The organism is Bacteroides sp. AM16-13 (assembly GCF_003602705.1).
GTDB lineage: Bacteria > Bacteroidota > Bacteroidia > Bacteroidales > Bacteroidaceae > Bacteroides > Bacteroides xylanisolvens.
Genome location: NZ_QTLK01000003.1, coordinates 1 through 20,588, shown reverse-complemented (window position 1 = coordinate 20,588; position 20,588 = coordinate 1). Strand labels below are relative to the sequence as shown.

The window sequence follows — 20,588 nt, the reverse complement described above, 5'->3', positions numbered from 1 at the left end:
TTTATTTCCTTACATTTGCAGATATAAACTATCAATAGAAAGAAGAATGTCTAAATATCCCCTTTTAGGAATGACTCTTGTAGAGCTTCAATCATTGACAAAAAGACTGGGTATGCCCGGCTTTGCTGCCAAGCAGATTGCATCCTGGCTTTACGAAAAGAAGGTAGCCTCGATTGATGATATGACTAATTTGTCATTGAAACACCGGGAGTTGCTCAAGCAGAACTATGAGGTGGGAGCGGAAGCTCCGGTAGATGAAATGCGCTCTGTAGATGGTACGGTGAAGTATCTTTATAAAGTGGGTGAGAACCATTTTGTAGAGTCGGTTTATATACCGGATGATGACCGGGCAACGTTGTGCGTGTCGTCACAAGTGGGCTGCAAGATGAACTGTAAGTTCTGTATGACCGGCAAACAGGGGTATACAGCTAACCTGACCGCCAGCCAGATCATGAACCAGATTCATTCGCTGCCGGAACGGGACAAACTGACTAATGTCGTAATGATGGGAATGGGCGAGCCGCTCGATAACCTGGATGAGGTATTGAAGGCATTGGAACTACTGACCGCTACCTACGGTTACGCATGGAGTCCGAAGCGTATCACGCTTTCTACTGTCGGGCTACGGAAAGGATTGCAGCGTTTTATCGAAGAAAATGACTGCCACCTTGCCATCAGCCTTCACTCTCCGCTGACCGTTCAGCGTGCTGAATTAATGCCGGCGGAAAAGGCGTTTTCAATCACCGAAATGGTGGAACTGTTAAAAAACTATGATTTTAGTAAACAACGTCGACTTTCGTTTGAATATATTGTTTTTAAAGGGCTCAATGATTCGCAGGTCTATGCCAAAGAGTTGCTGAAACTTCTTCGCGGGCTGGATTGCAGGGTGAATTTGATTCGTTTTCATGCCATACCGGGGGTAGACCTCGAGGGGGCGGACATGGATACGATGACCCGTTTTCGTGATTATCTGACATCACACGGACTTTTCACCACTATCCGTTCATCCAGGGGCGAAGATATTTTTGCCGCTTGCGGTATGCTGTCGACAGCGAAACAGGAGAAAAATAATGAAAGTTAATATATAAAACCGAACATCATGAAAAAGTACTCTTTTATTTTATGCATCGCTTTGGTAGCCTTTGTCGTTGCATCTTGTGGTCTGAAAGGAAATCACACCTCTAGTGGTCGTGCTTACGAGCTTTTGGTTGTAGTAGATCACGGTGTTTGGGATCGTGCTGCCGGAAGGGCTTTACATGATGCGCTCGATGCTGATATGCCCGGTTTGCCGCAGTCGGAACCTTCTTTCCGGATTATGTATACTTCGCCGAAAGATTATGATTCTACGCTGAAGTTGATACGTAACATTATTATTGTAGATATACAGGATATATATACGAAAGCCTCGTTCAAATATGCGAAGGACGTGTATGCCAATCCGCAGATGATATTGACTATCCAGGCTCCGAACGAAGAAGAGTTTGAGAAGTTTGTGGAAGAGAACAAAAAGACGATTGTCGACTTCTTTACCCGTGCGGAAATGAACCGTCAGATTACGTTTCTGGAAGGGAAGCACAGTAATTTCATTTCGCAGAAAGTGGACAGTTTGTTCGGATGCGACATCTGGGTGGATGCCGAACTGGCAAATTCAAAGACCGGGGATGATTTCTTCTGGGCTTCTACCAACACAGGTACTGCCGACCGTAACTTTGTGATGTACTCTTATCCGTACACTGACAAGGATACGTTTACCAAAGAATATTTTGTGCACAAACGTGACTCCGTGATGAAAGCCAATATTCCCGGATTCAAGGAGGGCGTTTATATGTCGACCGATAGTTTGCTGACCGATGTCCGTCCGATCAATGTACAGAACAGCTACACAATGGAAGCACGTGGCCTGTGGCGTATGAAGGGCGACTTTATGGGTGGTCCGTATGTATCTCATACTCGTCTGGACGAGAAAAACCAACGAATTATTACAGCAGAAATATTTGTTTATTCACCTGATAAAATGAAACGCAACCTGGTACGCCAGATGGAAGCATCTCTGTATACACTGAAACTTCCGAATGAAGTTCAGCAGAAGCAGATTCCATTGGGAGAAGCATCTAAGGAAGCGGAACAAACTAATAAATAAAAACATGGAAGATAACAAGATAAGGATAGGTATCACCCAAGGAGATATTAACGGGGTGGGCTATGAGGTGATTCTTAAGACATTTTCCGACCCTACAATGTTGGAACTATGTACTCCGATCATTTATGGCTCACCGAAAGTAGCGGCTTATCATCGCAAAGCGCTGGATATACAGGCCAATTTTAGCATTGTCAACTCTGCTACCGAAGCGGGGTACAACCGTTTGAGCGTGGTGAACTGTACGGATGATGAGGTGAAAGTGGAATTTTCCAAACCCGACCCCGAAGCCGGTAAAGCTGCGCTGGGGGCTTTGGAACGTGCCATCGAAGAATATCGCGAAGGGTTGATAGACGTTATCGTAACAGCTCCGATCAACAAACATACGATTCAGTCGGAAGAGTTCTCCTTCCCCGGGCATACGGAATATATCGAAGAACGTCTGGGCAATGGTGATAAGTCATTGATGATTTTGATGAAGAATGACTTCCGGGTGGCTTTGGTGACGACACATATCCCTGTCAGAGAGATCGCGACTACGATTACCAAAGAACTGATTCAGGAGAAACTGATGATATTCCATCGTTGCCTGAAACAGGATTTCGGTATCGGCGCTCCGCGTATTGCGGTGCTCTCTCTCAATCCTCATGCCGGAGACGGTGGTTTGTTGGGAATGGAAGAGCAGGAAGTGATTATCCCTGCCATGAAAGAAATGGAAGAAAAAGGAATCCTTTGCTACGGTCCTTATGCGGCCGACGGCTTTATGGGTTCGGGCAATTATACTCATTTTGACGGTATCCTGGCGATGTATCACGATCAAGGGCTGGCTCCGTTTAAGGCCTTGGCTATGGAAGACGGGGTGAACTATACGGCAGGACTGCCGGTAGTACGTACTTCTCCGGCTCATGGAACGGCATACGATATTGCAGGTAAGGGAGTGGCTTGTGAAGATTCTTTCCGTCAGGCAATCTATGTTGCCATCGACGTGTTCCGTAATCGTCAGCGGGAAAAAGTGGCTCGTGCCAATCCGTTGCGTAAACAGTATTACGAGAAACGTGACGATAGTGATAAACTGAAGCTGGATACAGTAGACGAAGATTAAAAACGAGTGATGACGAGAGCAGAGATACAACAAGTGAAACAGCGTTTCGGTATTATTGGAAATACTGAAGCATTGTCGCGCGCCATAGATGTTGCCATTCAGGTAGCTCCTACCGATTTGTCTGTGCTGATTACCGGAGAAAGTGGAGTCGGAAAAGAAAGTTTTCCGCAGATTATTCATCAATATAGCCGGAGGAAGCACGGGCAGTATATTGCTGTCAACTGTGGCGCTATTCCGGAGGGTACGATTGATTCCGAACTGTTCGGACATGAGAAAGGTGCGTTTACCGGTGCGATTGGCGAACGGAAAGGGTACTTTGGCGAAGCTGACGGTGGTACTATTTTTCTTGATGAAGTAGGGGAGTTGCCGATGTCTACCCAGGCACGTTTGCTCCGTGTACTGGAGAGTGGCGAGTTTATGAAAGTAGGTTCGTCCAAAGTACAAAAAACGGATGTGCGTGTGGTGGCAGCTACCAACGTCAATCTGACACAAGCGATTGCAGAAGGACGTTTCCGTGAAGATTTATATTACCGGTTGAATACGGTGCCTATCCAAATACCGCCTTTGCGTGAACGTGGTGACGATGTACTCCTGTTGTTCCGTAAGTTTTCCGCAGACTTTGCAGAGAAATACCGGATGCCTGCTATTCAGTTGACGGAGGATGCGAAGAAAGAGTTGTTAGCTTACCCGTGGCCCGGAAACGTGCGTCAGTTGAAGAACATCACCGAGCAAATATCTATCATTGAAACCAATAGGGAGATCTCTGCTGCTATCTTGCAGAATTATCTTCCTGCACAAAATACGCAACGTCTTCCCGCGCTGATGGGAACGCGTGAGAGTAAAGGCTTTGAGAGCGAACGGGAGATTCTTTATTCTGTTCTGTTCGATATGCGCCAGGAAGTGGCGGAGCTGAAGAAGATGGTGCACAACCTGATGGCGGAACGTGCCGGACAGGTGGGGCAGGTAGGACAAATGGGAACGGTGGTTACTACTCCGGTAGTGACGGCGCATCAACCTTCGGTACCTGCTATCATTCACACCATGCAGCCCACGGTTTGCAAGGATGACGATGACATACAAGACACGGAAGAATATGTAGAAGAATCTCCTTTGTCACTGGACGAAGTGGAGAAAGAAATGATACGCAAAGCACTTGAGAGGCATCATGGAAAGCGGAAGAGTGCGGCCAAGGACTTGAATATTTCCGAGCGTACACTCTATAGAAAAATAAAAGAATATGAATTGGATTAAGAAAATAATACGCCCTTTGTTACTGTTCGGCTTGCCGTTGGTAGTCATTGCGTGCACTGTTTCCTATAAGTTTAACGGATCGTCTATCAATTATGATAAGGTAAAGACCATTTCGATAGCCGACTTCCCGATCAAGTCGGAGTATGTATATGCTCCGTTGGCAACCAAATTCAATGAGGACCTGAAAGATATCTTCATCCGGCAGACCCGTCTGCAACTGCTCAAGCCGAGTCAAAATGCCGACTTGCAGATTGACGGAGAAATCACAGGGTACAATCAGTACAACCAGGCAGTATCTGCCGACGGTTATTCTTCGGAGACGAAGTTGACTATCACCGTCAATGTACGTTTTGTCAACAACACCAATCATGCCGAAGACTTTGAACAACAGTTTTCTGCGTTCCGTACCTACGACTCTACCCAGTTGTTGACTGCTGTACAGGACGGATTGATTGCTGAAATGTCTAAAGAGATCACCGACCAAATTTTTAATGCAACTGTAGCAAACTGGTAATATAAATGACTTCTGTTAACTTTCAACAATGGATTCAGCATCCCGAGACGCTGAATAGGGATACTTTGTACGAACTGCGCAATCTTCTTGCGAGGTATCCGTATTTTCAGTCACTTCGTCTGCTGTATCTGAAGAATCTGTATATTCTCCATGATATTAGTTTTGGTGGAGAACTGCGGAAAGCAGTTCTTTACATTGCAGACAGACGGCAGTTGTTCCGGTTGATTGAAGGTGACCGCTATGATGTGCAGGCACGGAAAAAGGGAGTACCTCTCACGGAGGTGCTGAAAGACGAACCGTCCGTAGACCGCACATTAGCATTGATCGACGCTTTCTTGTCTACAGTACCCGAAGAGGTGACTGCCCGCACCAGCTTCGACTATTCGATGGATTACACCTCTTATCTTTTGGAGGAGACTCCGGCCACGGAACAGCCGGCCGAAGAAACGCCCAAACTCAAAGGCTACGAACTGATTGACGACTTTATAGAAAAGAGCGAGAGCGACTCTCCCCTCTGCAAGAAACCTTTAAGAGAAGAAATGCCATCTTCGCCAACCTCTTCGGACGAACCTACCGAAGAAGAAACGATGAAGGAAGAAGAGGAAGATGACAGCTGTTTTACGGAAACTTTGGCAAAAATCTATGTTAAACAGCAACGATATTCAAAAGCTCTTGAAATAATTAAAAAATTAAGCTTGAAATATCCAAAAAAAAATGCTTACTTTGCAGACCAAATCAGATTTTTGGAGAAATTGATTATTAACGCTAATTCAAAATAACTAAAAATGTACTTATTATTCGTTATCTTAATGGTTATTGCAGCCTTGTTGATGTGTTTCATCGTGCTGATTCAGAACTCAAAAGGAGGCGGACTTGCTTCTGGTTTCTCTTCATCTAACGCCATCATGGGCGTGCGCAAGACTACAGATTTTCTGGAAAAAGCAACATGGGGCTTAGCTATCTTCATGGTGGTAATGAGCATTGCTACTGCTTATGTAGTTCCTCGCTCTGCTGTTGCTAAAGACGCAGTGTTGGAACAGGCACAGAAAGAACAACAGACTAACCCGTATAACTTACCCGCAGGTACGGCTGCGCCGCAAACTGAAGCTCCTGCTACCAATGCACCTGCTACAGAAACTCCGGCACCGGCTGCTGAAACTCCTGCTCCTGCAGCAGAGTAATTCACTCTGTCGTCAGGTAAGACTTTGGGGTAAAACCATTAATGGGAAGGTGCAGACGGATGCTGCATTTCTTTGATATTTAAGTGCGGATTACGCAGATTACACGGATTTTCAATCTTCCGCGTGGTCAGTGTAATCCGCACTTAACTTTTTCTTGTAAAAACAATCTCTTTTTGATAGAAACAAACGAGATTTAACTACCTTTGTTGGTCGTATGAAGATTATTAACTACTATTTTTAAATATAACAATGACAGAACATTTGAAACAGAAATTGAATGACTCCGCCGTACTCCGATGGAGTGTTCTAGCATTGGTCGCATTTACTATGCTATGCGGCTATTTCCTCACCGACGTAATGTCTCCTCTAAAACCCATGCTTGAGAAAGAACTACTATGGGACAGTCTGGATTATGGTTTCTTCACAAGCGCTTACGGGTGGTTTAATGTATTCCTGTTGATGCTGATCTTCGGTGGTATCATTTTGGATAAGATGGGAGTTCGTTTCACCGGAATGGGGGCTTGCTTATTGATGGTGTTTGGTTGTGGATTGAAATACTATGCGATTTCTACTACTTTTCCGGAAGGTGCCATGCTCTTTGGATTCAAAACACAGGTAACCCTGGCCGCATTGGGGTATGCTATCTTCGGTGTAGGTGTGGAAATTGCCGGTATCACAGTTTCCAAGATTATCGTAAAATGGTTCAAGGGTAAGGAAATGGCATTGGCTATGGGACTTGAAATGGCTACGGCACGTATCGGAACAACTCTGGCAATGGTGCTTACGGTTCCTTTGGCCGACTTTTTCGGATCTACGGATGAGAGTGGCACATTCCATACCAATATTCCTGCTCCTATTCTGTTTTGTCTGATTATGTTGTGCGTGGGTACGATTGCTTTCTTCCTTTATACTTTCTATGATAAGAAGTTGGATGCTTCTTTGGATGCAGAGGGATTGGAGCCGGAAGAGCCGTTCCGTATGAAAGATATTGTGTATATCATTACCAATAAAGGATTCTGGTTGATTGCATTACTATGTGTATTGTTCTACTCGGCTGTATTCCCCTTTATCAAGTATGCTGCCGACTTGATGGTGCAGAAGTATAATGTAGATCCGAAGTTGGCGGGAACGATTCCCGGATTGTTGCCGATTGGTGCGATTATCCTGACTCCGTTGTTCGGCTCGCTTTATGACCGTATCGGTAAGGGAGCTACGTTGATGATAATCGGATCAGTGATGCTTATTTTTGTGCATACGATGTTCGCTCTGCCTATACTGAATATATGGTGGTTTGCTACTATCATCATGATTATATTGGGATTTGCCTTCTCGTTGGTGCCTTCAGCTATGTGGCCGTCTGTTCCGAAGATTATTCCGGAAAAACAGTTGGGTACCGCATACGCATTGATTTTCTGGGTACAGAACTGGGGATTGATGGGTGTTCCTTTGTTGATCGGATGGGTGTTGAATACTTATTGTAAAGGTCCGGTAGTAGACGGTGCACAGACTTATGACTACACGTTGCCGATGGCTATTTTTGCTCTCTTTGGTGTGCTTGCTCTGATTGTGGCTTTGATGTTGAAGGCAGAGAACAAGAAGAAGGGATACGGTCTGGAAGAGGCGAATATCCAAAAGTAACTAGGAAATTCAATACCTAAAGTAACAAAGGAATTTTGTATCAAGGTGTAAACAAAAGGGTATCAGTATGAATACTCTGAAATAAAAAATAAGAAGTATGGCTGCCAAAGAGAAAATCAACCTGTTAGAGGTCATTCCCTGTCGCAGTGAACATATTACAGCAGAAAGGGAAGGGGAGACAATTGTGCTCTCCTTTCCCCGTTTTAAATATCCGTGGATGCAACGCTTCCTTGTGCCGAAAGGAATGTCGAAAGAACTTCATGTGAAATTGGAAGAACACGGTACGGCTGTATGGGAACTGATAGATGGAAAACGCAATGTTCGTGAGATTATAGAAAAACTCGCAGACCACTTTCAAAATGAAGAGGGCTACGAGTCGCGTGTATCGGCTTATCTTTCTCAAATGCAGAAAGATGGATTTATAAAACTGGTGATACCAGTCGCATAAATAGGAACTTATTATTATTTATTTGATAAATACAGCCCAAAGTATGACGGCAATTGCTATCAGGACTCCCATGATAATAAGCGTTCCCCAAACAAAATAATTGCTGTCTTTCTCTTTCTTTTTCTCCGAGTCGTGGATGATACGTTCCATTTCTTCGGGGGTGGTGTTGGGTAGTGGATAAGGTTCGTTTGCACGGTTTAGATGCTTCAACTTATCGTTAGCACGTTCACGACGTAGGCGGGAAGCTTCCCGTCCCTCTTTTATTCGGCGTATCATGTCGAATGCATGTCCTTCACCAACCATATTCTTTGTTTTTTAGAAGTTCACTTCCTTGTTTTTCTATTTCCCTTCTTCTCTGTCCACTTTGAGCAATCCTCCCGTATTCGGATCAAAATAAACTTTGATGGTAGAATTCTTATTGAACAAAACCGGAGCCAGATATTCTATCACACCGAATTGAGTAATAGGAAGCTCACCTTCGTAAAGTTTCTTTTTACCGTCGGTCAGTGTAACCATAGCTTGTCCGGGTACGTTGTAGGCGATTCCATCTAAATCTTTCTTCTTCTTACCATCTTCCTGTGGCATCTTGACCGATTTCAGGTCTTTCAGACTGATATAAAACGGAGTTCCTGCCAAATCATTGTTGGCAACTACACCTAACTTCTTCGAGAAGCGGAAAGCAACTTCATTGTTGAATTCCTTGTCAGGGGTAAGGCGGACAGTGAATGTTCTCTCTTCTTTGTTGCAGGTGCCGGAGAACATTTGTGTCATGGCTTCTTCCTGTGCATTCAGATTGTCGAGCATAATTTTAAGCTGTGCCCCGTCTGAAGGCATATTGTCAGCCTGTCCGCGCAATAAGGCATTTTTGCTTTCGCGGATGTTATAGATTTCTTTAGCCACCAGCTCGGCCATCTTGGCGGTAGAACTAGCCATCAGAATCTCTTCGGTCAGGAATTCGCGAGGATTCGCTTTCTTTTGGAGGACTGCGGGAGCGGGAGCAGTTTTTTTGCCTACACTGCTATTGCTGTAAGGAACATTGATCGTTTTCACAATGCCATCCTCTGTCAGTTCCATGAGCGGTGCTACTGTCTTATCCTTCAATTTTACGAAATACGTAGTTTCGCTGTTGGGCACACCTACGGATTTCACTTTTACGCTAGCCAGTTCCCAGTACTCTTCAGGGTCGGCGGAGACGTTGGTCAGTCGCAGGTAACGATCAGCATATTTGCTGAATTCTCCCGGAGTATAGTTGACTTTGTTGGCTTTTATTTCAAGTTCTATTTGGGTTTTGGGAAGACTGTAAACCACTCCATAGTCTTTTCCTCGGGTAACCCCTGTCAGTACTTCGGTTTGTGCATAGGCGGACGTTGTCATAAGTAGTCCTGCTGCTATAATTAACTTTTTCATATTCGGTTCTTTTTTAACTGGTTTTGAAAACAAAGTTAATGAAGTTATTGAAAAAACTGTAAGTTCTTAACTTTTATTCGCTTACAAGTCGCCATGCTGTCGGCAGACAGGTGATAATATCGCTTGCGATCATTCCGATCATTCCTTGCTTCTTTTGAGCGACATCGCCCGCCAATCCGTGAATGTAAGTGCCGATTTTAGCGGCTTCTTCGGTGGGATAACCTTGGGCAAGCAGTGCCAGGATTACTCCGGTCAGTACGTCACCGCTACCTCCGGTTGCCATTCCCGGATTTCCGGTTGGGTTGAAGAAACATTTACCTTCTGGGGTGATAATGGCGGAATAGGCTCCTTTTAAAATAATGTGAACATGGGCGGCACGAGCCAATTCGCAAGCCTTCATCAGACGTTCGTAAGAGTCTTGGCATTTGCCGGTCAGACGTTCCAGTTCTTTCGGATGCGGGGTGAGGATGGAACCCTTCGGCAGGTGGGTAAGGGTATGGCGGTGGTTGGCAAGGATATTAAGTGCGTCGGCATCCACTACAACAGGAGTCTGGCAATGTTCCAGTTGCTCCAATAAGGCAGCTTCCGTTTCCTCGTTTCGTCCCAGTCCCGGACCGATGCCGACTGCTTGATAGTCGTCCGTGTCGGTAGGTACGGCAAAACAGGTTTCGTTGATGTCGGTTTCTACGATTGCTTCGGGTATGGAGGTCTGCAAGATGTCGTTGTTGCACATTGGTGCATGAACAGTCAGCAACCCTACTCCCGAACGGAGGCAGGCACGGGCAGCGAGAACAGAGGCTCCTGCCATTCCTTTTGAACCGGCAATCAATAGTGCATGACCGAAGTTTCCCTTGTGGGCAAACTGTTTGCGTGGCTTGATGAGTGAACGGATTTGCTCTATTTCCAACATTTCGTAGTTCGTTTCCATCTCTTCAATACCGTCTTCGCTCAATTGGATATCCAACAATTCCCATTCTCCGACAAATTCTGTGTTTTCTGCGAAAAGAAAGGCGAGCTTCGGCAGTTGCAGACTGAAAGTTACGTCGGCACGGATAATATTAGCTTTTACGTTGAATGTATTTTCTTCTCCCATCAGTCCGGAAGGGATGTCGATGGCTACTACCATGGCAGGGGAGGAATTGATGTATTTCACTACGGCAGCGAATCCGCCGCTCAACGGTTTGTTCAGGCCTGAACCGAATAATCCGTCGATTACCAGATGGTCGGGCGTCAGGGCGGGAGGTACGAATTGGGTACTGATCTCGTGGAATTTTACTTCTTCCATCATTTCTACCAGTTCTTTATTGGTCTGGCAGTCGGGTGAAAGTTCTCCTTTCGTGTTGAAGAGAAATACCTCGATTTTATATCCTTTTTCAGCCATCATGCGGGCTACGGCGAGAGCGTCTCCGCCATTATTCCCCGGTCCGGCAAAGATAGTGACCGGCGTTTCCGTATTCCATCTGTCTGTGATGGCTTTTGTTAATACGGTTGCTGCACGTTCCATCAGATCGATTGATGCAATAGGTTCGTTCTCAATGGTATAAGCGTCCAATTTCTTGATACTGCTGCTTGGAAATATTTTCATTGCGATGTTCTTTTAGTTTTCGGATTACAAATGTACATGATTCTTCTGACTTTTCCCGTTTGTTGTGGGAAGAAAACTTGTTAATCATAAGGAGATGACTTGTTGGGGGCAGGGAAATGAATCAAACTCGTGGTGGTTTGATTTATTAAAAATAATCATTTTGTACCTTTCACAAGTTTCACGGACACGTAAGTTGTAGTGTGACAGATGTTTGTTGTGATTTAAGGTTCTCTTTTTAATTCTTCACATCTTTCACACTGTTCACACCCTTAAGAAAGAAGCCCGGTCAAAGCAAAAGCTTAGGTGTTTCTTCAATATGGCAAGACATAGGAGAACGAATATGATTGAAGACCGGATTGAAATAGTTGGCATGATATTAGCCAACTGTAGTTGGCTACTTAGATGACTACTGTCGGCTACATGGTCAACTGCAGTTGACTAAATAGCTGACTTCAGTTGTCTATTAATAACTCAACTTCAAAATTGTCGTATAGTGCCGACATTAGGCAGTATTAAGCTATATACCTCATGTGTGGTTACGGTTTCCTTCATCTCCATACCTTCTTAAACAAATTTTTAATGCGGTTCCCCTTATTAAGCCTTTGATTATTTGCCGTTTCCGATAAAAATGTTATCTTTGGAGATAGATAATGTGCATCACATCATTTTCCAGTGCTCACAATGAAAATGAATTAAAATCTAAATAACGGATTGTTTAATCTTCTAAAGTTTGCATGATGGAAAAGACAAAAATTGGCTTGAATGCCGGGAAAGTATGGCGCATCTTAAATGAAAAAGGTGAACTTTCAATGTTCGATTTGTGCCGTGAATTAAGTTTGACGTTTGAAGACGTAGCTCTTGCTATTGGTTGGCTGGCCCGAGAAGACAAAATCTTTTTGAGGAAAAGAGAAGGAATGCTTTTTGCCAGTATCGAAAATGTCGAATTTACTTTTGGCTAAGGTGGTAGCTAACCTACATTTAAGATGGATCTCCACTTTATTATTTACACTGCTAAAAAAGTAATGAAGTGGATCAGTAGGATTTTTTTATGCTCGTTTTTACTATTCCCCCTATTATTCTGTTTGATAAGAGAAGCATCTAATCTACTTTTTCTGTACCTTTGCACTCCATAAACTACTAAACACATAAATTCATGAGTGCATTGAAAGGGCATCCGAAAGGCCTTTATCTGATTTTCGCGACAAGCACGGCAGAACGTTTCAGTTACTACGGTATGCGTGCGATCTTTATTCTTTTCCTGACGCAGGCATTATTGTTTGACAAAGAAGCGGCAGCATCCATCTACGGCAGCTATACCGGACTAGTTTATTTAACCCCGTTGATTGGCGGATACATTGCCGATAAATATTGGGGAATCCGTCGTTCCGTGTTTTGGGGAGCGGTGATGATGGCAGTCGGACAATTCCTGATGTTTATGAGTGCCTCCACTTTAGATAATACAAACCTTGCCCACTGGATGATGTATGGCGGACTAGGCTTCCTGATCTTGGGCAATGGTTGCTTCAAACCCACTGTCTCTTCTCTGGTAGGTCAGCTCTACGAACCCGGAGACAGGCGGCTGGATGCTGCATACACCATTTTTTATATGGGAGTGAATGTAGGCTCTTTTGCTGCTCCTTTGATTTGTGGTTATCTGGGTGATACCGGTGATCCGCATGACTTTAAATGGGGATTTCTTGCAGCCGGAATCATGACACTGTTCACCGTTGTTCTTTTCGAGACTCAAAAGAATAAATATCTTTTTTCTCCTTCCGGAGAACCGATTGGTATTATCCCCGATGCTAAACGTGAAAAGAAAGAAGACAAGGCCGACCATATCTCACACCCGAAGATGGACAAACGTACCAAAGTACGTAATACCCTTGTAATCACAATTCTTACCATTGCTTTAATAGCCTTCTTTAACTATGCATTTGAAGGCGATTGGGTGAGTATTGGCATTTTTACCGCCTGCATTGTTTTCCCTGTTCTGATCCTCTTAGACGGTTCATTGACCAAAATAGAACGCAGCCGTATTTTCGTTATCTATATAGTAGCCTTCTTTGTCATCTTCTTCTGGGCAGCCTACGAACAGGCGGGAGCTTCTTTAACTCTCTTTGCGTCCGAACAGACGAATCGTGACATTTTCGGTTGGGAAATGCCGGCTTCATGGTTTCAATCTTTTAATCCCTTGTTTGTAGTTGTTCTGGCATATATCATGCCGGGTGTATGGGGTTTCCTGAACAAACGAAAGATGGAACCCGCTTCTCCTACCAAACAAGCGATTGGTTTGTTACTCCTTTCTTTAGGTTATCTTTTCATCTGTTTCGGAGTGAAAGATGCAGTTCCCGGAGTGAAAGTGAGCATGATTTGGCTGACAGGACTTTACTTTATTCATACCATGGGTGAAATAGCTTTGTCGCCTATCGGACTTTCAATGGTAAACAAGTTGAGTCCGCTGCGTTTCGCCTCCCTGATGATGGGAATCTGGTATCTGTCTACTGCCACAGCCAATAAATTTGCGGGAATGTTGAGCGGGCTCTATCCGGAAGCCGGAAAAGTGAAGTCAATCTTTGGTTATCAGATTGCTACCATGTATGATTTCTTTATGGTATTCGTCGTAATGTCCGGTGTTGCTTCGTTGATTCTGTTCCTTCTCTCGAAGAAATTACAGAAGATGATGCACGGGGTAGAATAAAAAATCGTATTTTTGCAAGGTTATTTTTAAATTACCGGTTATGGATACCATTCAGATAAAAGACAAATTGTTTACCGTTTCTATTAAGGAACAAGAAATTCAGAAAGAAGTGATTCGCGTAGCGAACGAAATTAACCGCGATTTAGCAGGTAAGAATCCGCTTTTCCTTAGTGTGTTGAACGGTTCGTTCATGTTTACCGCTGATTTACTGAAGCACATCACCATCCCTTGTGAAATCTCATTTGTGAAGTTGGCGTCTTATCAGGGCATCACTTCCACCGGAGTGATTAAAGAGGTAATCGGCCTGAATGAAGACATTGCCGGACGTACCATTGTGATCGTAGAAGATATCGTAGACACAGGACTGACGATGCAGCGACTGCTCGAAACATTAGGTACACGCAATCCCGAAGCTATTCATATCGCTTCTCTGTTGGTGAAACCTGAAAAGCTCAAGGTAAACCTCAACATTGAATATGTAGCGATGGAAATCCCGAACGACTTTATCGTAGGTTACGGGCTGGATTATGATGGTTTCGGACGTAATTATCCCGATATTTATACAGTAGTAGATTAATATTAAATAGGTACCAGTTTAAATGGTAAATAGTAAATCGTTAAATTGTAAATAACAAAATGTTGAACATCGTAATTTTCGGTGCTCCGGGTTCAGGAAAAGGAACACAGAGCGAACGTATCGTAGAAAAGTATGGAATCAATCACATCTCGACAGGAGATGTATTGCGTGCTGAAATCAAGAATGGCACAGAACTGGGTAAAACAGCTAAAGGTTACATCGACCAAGGTCAATTGATTCCTGATGAATTAATGATTGATATTCTGGCAAGCGTATTCGACAGCTTCAAAGATAGCAAAGGGGTAATTTTCGACGGTTTCCCAAGAACAATTGCACAGGCAGAAGCATTAAAGAAAATGTTGGCAGAAAGAGGACAGGACGTTTCTGTAATGGTTGATTTGGATGTTCCGGAAGAAGAACTGATGGTACGTCTTATTAAACGTGGCAAGGATTCCGGTCGTGCTGATGATAACGAAGAAACAATCAAGAAACGTCTGCATGTATATCATTCACAGACTGCTCCACTGATCGACTGGTACAAGAACGAAAAGAAATACCAACACATCAACGGCTTGGGTACTATGGAAGGTATCTTCGCTGAAATCTGCGAAGCAGTAGATAAATTGTAATAATACAATATTATAAATAAATAAGTCAGTAGCCGGAGTGTTCTAATTAACTGCTCTAACTACTGACTACTTTAACTTTTTAAAAAATATGGCTGAATCGAATTTTGTTGATTACGTAAAGATATACTGTCGCTCGGGCAAGGGCGGAAGAGGCTCTACGCACATGAGGCGCGAGAAATATTGTCCTAACGGAGGTCCCGACGGGGGCGATGGTGGAAGAGGAGGTCATATCATCTTGCGCGGTAACCGTAATTACTGGACATTGCTGCACTTGAAGTATGACCGTCACGCAATGGCCGGTCATGGTGAATCGGGGAGCAAAGGACGTAGTTTCGGAAAAGACGGTGCGGATAAAATAATAGAAGTACCCTGCGGAACGGTAGTTTATAATGCCGAGACAGGGGAGTATCTTTGTGACGTAACAGAAGACGGACAGGAAGTGATTTTGCTCAAAGGCGGTCGCGGCGGTCAGGGTAACTGGCATTTCAAGACGGCCACCCGTCAGGCTCCGCGTTTTGCGCAGCCGGGAGAGCCGATGCAGGAAATGACCGTTATCATGGAGCTGAAACTGCTTGCCGATGTCGGTCTGGTAGGTTTCCCGAATGCGGGAAAGTCAACTTTGCTTTCTTCCATTTCGGCTGCCAAACCGAAAATTGCCGATTATCCGTTTACTACGCTCGAGCCCAACTTGGGTATCGTTTCCTATCACGGTGGAAAATCCTTTGTGATGGCGGACATACCGGGTATTATCGAAGGTGCTAGCCAGGGGAAAGGTTTGGGACTGCGTTTCTTGCGTCATATCGAGCGTAATTCATTACTGCTGTTTATGGTTCCGGCAGACAGCGACGACATTCGTAAAGAATATGAAGTCTTGCTGAACGAACTGCGTACCTTCAATCCTGAAATGTTGGACAAGCAACGTGTGTTGGCTGTCACCAAGAGTGATATGCTCGATCAGGAGTTGATGGACGAGATTGAACCTACATTGCCGGAAGGCATTCCACATGTATTCATATCTTCTGTTTCCGGTTTGGGTATCTCGGTGTTGAAAGACATCCTTTGGGAAGAACTGAACAAGGAAAGCAATAAAATAGAGGACATCGTTCACCGTCCGAAAGACGTGACCCGTCTGCAACAGGAACTCAAAGACATGGGCGAAGATGAAGACATCGTTTATGAATATGAGGAAGATGGCGACGATGATATCGATTATGAGTACGAAGAAGATTGGGAAGAAGAATGATTTCTCTTACAAAACATAACGAGTTGAAGGGATATAAGTCATTAGATGCATATCCCGAAGTAGCTCATTTCGTAACTACACGTCACGGAGGTATAAGCACCGGAGCTTACGGCTCTTTCAACTGTTCGCCTTATACCAACGACTCATGTGTGAACGTCAATCGCAATCAGAACTGGTTGTTTCAGTGCATGAATCATCAGATAAAGGAATTATTTATTCCTGAACAGAGTCATGGTTGCGCCAGTCTGATTATCAATGAATCATTTTTTAAAGAATCATTGGAAAGGAGACGGCTACTTCTGCGAGGAATGGATGCTTTGATAACGAATGTGCCGGGATATTGCGTTTGTGTCACGACAGCGGATTGTGTTCCTGTATTGCTGTACGACAAAAAACAACACGTTGTGGCTGCCGTTCATGCCGGATGGAAGGGAACGGTGAAGCATATTGTCAGTCATGTGATGGACAACATGACTCAAAAGTTCGGGACGCAAGGCGAAGATGTAATAGCTTGCATCGGGCCGAGCATTTCGCTCGAATCATTTGAAGTAGGCGATGAAGTGTATGATGCTTTTGAAGAAAGCGGTTTCGATATGTCTCTTATTTCTATGAAGAAGAAGGAGACAGGCAAATATCATATTGATTTGTGGGAAGCCAACCGGATTGAATTACTGAATCGCAGAGTGCCTGCAGAGCAGATAGAAGTGGCTGGAATCTGTACCTATATTCATCATGATGAATTCTTCTCCGCACGTAGACTGGGAATAGATTCCGGTCGTACATTGTCGGGAATAATGATTAGAAAGTAATAATTGGTGTCCGTTATTGCAGGACGCTGATGATTGGTTTATGATAAGTTATGTTTGAAATAAAAGTATCTAAAGAAATAAAAGACGCATGTCCGGTTTTTGCCGGAGCCGCTGTGTATGCTGTTGTGAAAAATACAGCTTACAGCGAAGGGCTTTGGCAGGAAATCGACGCTTTTACCAAGCAACTGACTTCCACAACACAGATGGAAGACATCAAACATCAACCCGTTATCTTTGCTACCCGTGAGGCTTATAAACGTTGTGGCAAAGACCCCGGACGTTACCGCCCGTCAGCCGAAGCTCTACGCCGCCGCCTGATGCGTGGAATTCCTTTATATCAGATTGATACGTTGGTAGACCTTATCAACCTTGTGTCTCTTCGTACGGGACATTCGATCGGTGGTTTTGACGCGGACAAAATACAAGGTACGCATCTTGAACTCGGTATCGGCAAAGCAGGAGAACCGTTTGAAGGTATCGGACGCGGGGTATTGAATATCGAAGGATTACCTGTATATCGTGATTCTTTCGGCGGAATCGGAACCCCGACAAGCGACCATGAACGTACGAAGATGGACCTCGAAACTACTCATATCCTAGCCATAGTCAACGGTTATAACGGAAAAGAAGGTTTGCAAGAAGCTGTTGAAATGATACAGACCTTATTAAGAAACTATACAGAATCGGATGGAGGCGAAATCGTATTCTTCGAATAATTAGAATGAGTGCTCTAAGAAAAAAGACATGAAAAACATACTTATCTTACTGACAGTTTTATTATTATTGCCACTGACTGCCGACGGGCAGGATAAATCCTCCTTCTCTGCCCGCGAAATGGCTGATGTACGGGTAGCTACTCCCGGATTATTTGATAAAAGCAATCATATCTATCTGCATTTGGATTCTCTGAAAGACCACGAATATGCTTTTCCATTACCCGGAGGAAAAGTAATCTCTGCCTATGGAACTCGCGGAGGACATTCGGGAACAGACATTAAGACCTGTGCAAAAGATACGATTCGTGCTGCTTTTGATGGAGTGGTGCGTATGTCGAAACCCTATTATGCCTACGGAAATATCGTTGTAATTCGCCACGCTAACGGATTGGAAACACTTTATAGCCACAATTTCAAGAATCTGGTTAAAACTGGTGATGTTGTAAAAGCCGGACAACCTATCGGGCTGACAGGACGTACCGGTCGTGCCACTACCGAACATGTACACTTCGAAACCCGTATTAACGGGCAACATTTTAATCCGAATCTCATTTTTGACTTAAAAGAGAGAACATTGCGGAAAGAATGTATCAAGTGTACCAAGAACGGGAGTAAAATCGTTGTGAAGACTCAAATTCCTGACAATCGGATTGCTCAAAATAAAAAGTAAAGGGCTATCAGTAGTTGATGAATAGCCAGGGGATTATGACAAATTATGGCACAAATTTTATGCAGACAGGTTTGTCTACTTTAATATCTTGCTGTATGTCTGTTAACAGTCCTGTGTTTATGTCTCTTTCATAAACTTGTATTATATTACTGTCTCTGCAAGCAACCAACAAGTATTTACCATTAGGCGTAATGATGAAATTACGTGGATGAATCCCTGTTAGTTGATAGCCTGCTTTCGCCAACATTCCGTTATCCGGGTGAATACTGAATATGGCAATACCATCTGCTTTCAAACGATTGCTGGCATACAGGAATTTTCCATCCGGGCTGATATGAATATCGGCGCTTCCTTGTGCGTTTACCGTATCGGCAGCGATTGTCTGGATCTCTTTTAAATCTCCGTCTTTGTATTCAAAAGCGATTACTGTGCCCGATAACTCATTAATCAGATAGGCGTAATGACCGTTTGGCGAGAAAGTCAGATGGCGGGGACCTGAACCGGCTTTCACTTTAAAGGCAGCAGGCGATCCTTCTTTCAGAAATGCTTCTTTATTCTCTACATTTGCAGCTGGGTTAATGATAAACTTATGTATTTGATCTGTACCCAAGTCATCGGCAAACAAGTATTTACCATCCGGAGTGATACGGACGCAATGCAGATGCGGTTTCTCTTGTCGTTCCTTGTTTACTCCCGTACCTTTGAATTGTATAATATCGGAAGTGGGTAGGAGCGAGCCATCTTTTGCGATAGGGAAAACGGAGATGCTACCACCGCTGTAGTTGGCGGTTATCACATTATTTCCACTGGCGATGATATAACAGGGATCTTCACCTCCCGTTTGCTGTGAATTTAATAGTTGCAAAGTACCTTTTTCTTTATTGAAGGCAAATGCATTGGCGGCAGCTTGCGTATTATTGAATTCACTGACTGCATAGACGAATTTTCCGTCGGCAGATGGAACAAGATAAGAAGGATTTTCAACTTCCGTTTCACTTAACGGAGTAGCTGTCCCGTCTTCTTCGTTGAAGCGGTAGCTATATATCCCTTTACTGGTTCCTGATGTGTAAGTACCCACCAACATGGTTAGTTCGTTTTCCGTTGTATCGGTTGTTTCCATAGGAGTTTTTTTTTTAGAAGTACAGCCACTGATACTGATTCCGAATATGCAAACAGCGGCAAATGCTTTGAATATAGATGTTTTAGATAGATATGTCTTAATCATAAGTAGCTTATTATTGGTTGATTTTTCATGATGCTTTTTCATCTTAAATATAAAATAGCTCCGTAAAGATAGTACTTTGATATAATATTTGCTAACGTCTTCTCGTAAATTAGAAAACATTTCCTATCTTTGCACTCTTGGAAAGCGTTCTAAAACAATCGCTATTCTGTGCGAATAAAAATTTGGGGTTGACTGGATTTGACAGCGGGCAGAAATGGTAGGTAAGCATGCAGTGGGTCGGTAATTTCCACTTAAATATCAGTTATCAAAATTTTATCTGGCGAAACTAATTACGCTCTTGCTGCTTAATCGAATCACAGTAGATTAGCTTAATCCAGGCACTAGGTGCCAGGACGAGACATCACTCGGAAGCTGTTGCTCCGAAGCATTCCGGTTCAGTGGTGCAGTTACATCGGGGATAGTCAAAGGCGGCCTCGCACTTTTGATGAAACTTTAGAGGATAAGGCAGGAATTGATGGCTTTGGTTCTGTTCCTGCACGAAAATTTAGGCAAAGATAAGCATGTAGAAAGCTTATGATTTCCTCGTTTGGACCGGGGTTCGATCCCCCGCAGCTCCACTTTAAATGCTGATTTCTAGTGTTTTATGAGATTTGCACCCCGCTTTACATCCTAATAATGTAAAGCGGGGTGTTTTTGTTTTATTTAATATTTCTATTTTCTGTGATATTCATCTGTTCGTCAATGCGGCTCACCCGAAATTTCTTGGGGGTAACTATTTGTAGCTTTCTTTAAAGTGA

Annotated in this window: 21 protein-coding genes and 1 other RNA gene; 18 read left to right on the top strand and 4 right to left on the bottom strand. The window is 43.8% G+C overall.

Annotated elements, in window-relative coordinates; all coding sequences use genetic code 11:
• Nucleotides 1-46 precede the first annotated feature (46 nt).
• From rlmN to DW173_RS02680, 9 genes are all read left to right on the top strand, one after another.
• Complete coding sequence (rlmN, locus tag DW173_RS02720) at nt 47-1,081, top strand: 23S rRNA (adenine(2503)-C(2))-methyltransferase RlmN (protein WP_008017001.1); 1,035 nt, start codon at nt 47-49, stop codon at nt 1,079-1,081.
• A gap of 18 nt (nt 1,082-1,099) precedes the next feature.
• Nucleotides 1,100-2,140 (top strand): DUF4837 family protein, encoded by a 1,041-nt coding sequence (locus tag DW173_RS02715; protein ID WP_004309802.1) that lies wholly within the window; start codon nt 1,100-1,102, stop codon nt 2,138-2,140.
• A gap of 4 nt (nt 2,141-2,144) precedes the next feature.
• Nucleotides 2,145-3,239, top strand: coding sequence for a 4-hydroxythreonine-4-phosphate dehydrogenase PdxA (pdxA, locus tag DW173_RS02710; protein WP_004315824.1), 1,095 nt, complete (start codon nt 2,145-2,147; stop codon nt 3,237-3,239).
• A 9-nt stretch (nt 3,240-3,248) separates the two neighbouring features.
• Complete coding sequence (locus tag DW173_RS02705) at nt 3,249-4,490, top strand: sigma-54 interaction domain-containing protein (RefSeq protein WP_004325022.1); 1,242 nt, start codon at nt 3,249-3,251, stop codon at nt 4,488-4,490.
• Nucleotides 4,477-5,004, top strand: a complete 528-nt coding sequence (gene lptE / locus DW173_RS02700; protein ID WP_004301888.1) for an LptE family protein — start codon at nt 4,477-4,479, stop codon at nt 5,002-5,004. The genes DW173_RS02705 and lptE overlap by 14 nt, the downstream gene beginning before the upstream one ends.
• Nucleotides 5,005-5,009: 5 nt before the next feature.
• Nucleotides 5,010-5,783 (top strand): tetratricopeptide repeat protein, encoded by a 774-nt coding sequence (locus DW173_RS02695; RefSeq protein WP_120143661.1) that lies wholly within the window; start codon nt 5,010-5,012, stop codon nt 5,781-5,783.
• A gap of 6 nt (nt 5,784-5,789) precedes the next feature.
• Nucleotides 5,790-6,185 (top strand): preprotein translocase subunit SecG, encoded by a 396-nt coding sequence (secG, locus tag DW173_RS02690; protein WP_008020992.1) that lies wholly within the window; start codon nt 5,790-5,792, stop codon nt 6,183-6,185.
• Nucleotides 6,186-6,434: 249 nt separating this feature from the next.
• Nucleotides 6,435-7,823 carry an MFS transporter gene (locus DW173_RS02685; RefSeq protein WP_004309797.1) on the top strand — a complete coding sequence of 463 codons (1,389 nt, stop codon included), beginning with the start codon at nt 6,435-6,437 and terminating at the stop codon, nt 7,821-7,823.
• 97 nt (nt 7,824-7,920) lie between these two features.
• Nucleotides 7,921-8,271, top strand: a complete 351-nt coding sequence (locus tag DW173_RS02680) for a PqqD family protein (RefSeq protein ID WP_004301892.1) — start codon at nt 7,921-7,923, stop codon at nt 8,269-8,271.
• Between the two features lie 18 nt (nt 8,272-8,289).
• On the opposite strand, the gene DW173_RS02675 is transcribed toward DW173_RS02680, so the two are convergent.
• The 3 genes from DW173_RS02675 to DW173_RS02665 all read right to left on the bottom strand — a co-directional run bounded on the left by DW173_RS02675 (nt 8,290) and on the right by DW173_RS02665 (nt 11,263).
• Nucleotides 8,290-8,574, bottom strand: coding sequence for a hypothetical protein (locus tag DW173_RS02675; protein ID WP_004301893.1), 285 nt, complete (start codon nt 8,572-8,574; stop codon nt 8,290-8,292).
• Nucleotides 8,575-8,610: 36 nt separating this feature from the next.
• Nucleotides 8,611-9,678, bottom strand: a complete 1,068-nt coding sequence (locus DW173_RS02670) for a DUF4831 family protein (protein WP_120143659.1) — start codon at nt 9,676-9,678, stop codon at nt 8,611-8,613.
• Nucleotides 9,679-9,751: 73 nt separating this feature from the next.
• Entirely contained in the window at nt 9,752-11,263 is a 1,512-nt protein-coding gene (locus tag DW173_RS02665) for an NAD(P)H-hydrate dehydratase (RefSeq protein ID WP_120143658.1), read from the bottom strand.
• Nucleotides 11,264-11,997: 734 nt separating this feature from the next.
• Between DW173_RS02665 and DW173_RS02660 the strand changes: the two genes are divergently transcribed.
• The 8 genes from DW173_RS02660 to DW173_RS02625 all read left to right on the top strand — a co-directional run bounded on the left by DW173_RS02660 (nt 11,998) and on the right by DW173_RS02625 (nt 18,605).
• A complete protein-coding gene (locus tag DW173_RS02660; RefSeq protein ID WP_004301899.1) occupies nt 11,998-12,222 on the top strand; it encodes a winged helix-turn-helix domain-containing protein in 225 nt (74 codons plus the stop codon).
• A 194-nt stretch (nt 12,223-12,416) separates the two neighbouring features.
• Nucleotides 12,417-13,961, top strand: a complete 1,545-nt coding sequence (locus DW173_RS02655; RefSeq protein WP_004325025.1) for a peptide MFS transporter — start codon at nt 12,417-12,419, stop codon at nt 13,959-13,961.
• Nucleotides 13,962-14,001: 40 nt separating this feature from the next.
• The gene (gene hpt, locus DW173_RS02650) at nt 14,002-14,538 is read left to right on the top strand and encodes a hypoxanthine phosphoribosyltransferase (RefSeq protein ID WP_004308350.1); all 537 of its coding nucleotides are present in this window, start codon (nt 14,002-14,004) and stop codon (nt 14,536-14,538) included.
• 59 nt (nt 14,539-14,597) lie between these two features.
• Complete coding sequence (locus DW173_RS02645) at nt 14,598-15,167, top strand: adenylate kinase (RefSeq protein WP_004301902.1); 570 nt, start codon at nt 14,598-14,600, stop codon at nt 15,165-15,167.
• Between the two features lie 88 nt (nt 15,168-15,255).
• The gene (gene obgE / locus DW173_RS02640; protein WP_120143656.1) at nt 15,256-16,410 is read left to right on the top strand and encodes a GTPase ObgE; all 1,155 of its coding nucleotides are present in this window, start codon (nt 15,256-15,258) and stop codon (nt 16,408-16,410) included.
• Nucleotides 16,407-17,219 carry a peptidoglycan editing factor PgeF gene (gene pgeF, locus DW173_RS02635; protein ID WP_087322622.1) on the top strand — a complete coding sequence of 271 codons (813 nt, stop codon included), beginning with the start codon at nt 16,407-16,409 and terminating at the stop codon, nt 17,217-17,219. Before obgE ends, pgeF begins: the two co-directional genes overlap by 4 nt.
• A gap of 50 nt (nt 17,220-17,269) precedes the next feature.
• A complete protein-coding gene (locus DW173_RS02630; RefSeq protein ID WP_049703270.1) occupies nt 17,270-17,935 on the top strand; it encodes a B3/4 domain-containing protein in 666 nt (221 codons plus the stop codon).
• 28 nt (nt 17,936-17,963) lie between these two features.
• A complete protein-coding gene (locus DW173_RS02625; protein WP_087322615.1) occupies nt 17,964-18,605 on the top strand; it encodes a M23 family metallopeptidase in 642 nt (213 codons plus the stop codon).
• Between the two features lie 43 nt (nt 18,606-18,648).
• On the opposite strand, the gene DW173_RS02620 is transcribed toward DW173_RS02625, so the two are convergent.
• Nucleotides 18,649-19,830, bottom strand: a complete 1,182-nt coding sequence (locus DW173_RS02620; protein ID WP_087322639.1) for a lactonase family protein — start codon at nt 19,828-19,830, stop codon at nt 18,649-18,651.
• A 184-nt stretch (nt 19,831-20,014) separates the two neighbouring features.
• Between DW173_RS02620 and ssrA the strand changes: the two genes are divergently transcribed.
• Nucleotides 20,015-20,411, top strand: a transfer-messenger RNA (tmRNA) gene (gene ssrA / locus DW173_RS02615).
• The last annotated feature ends 177 nt before the right edge of the window (nt 20,412-20,588 follow it).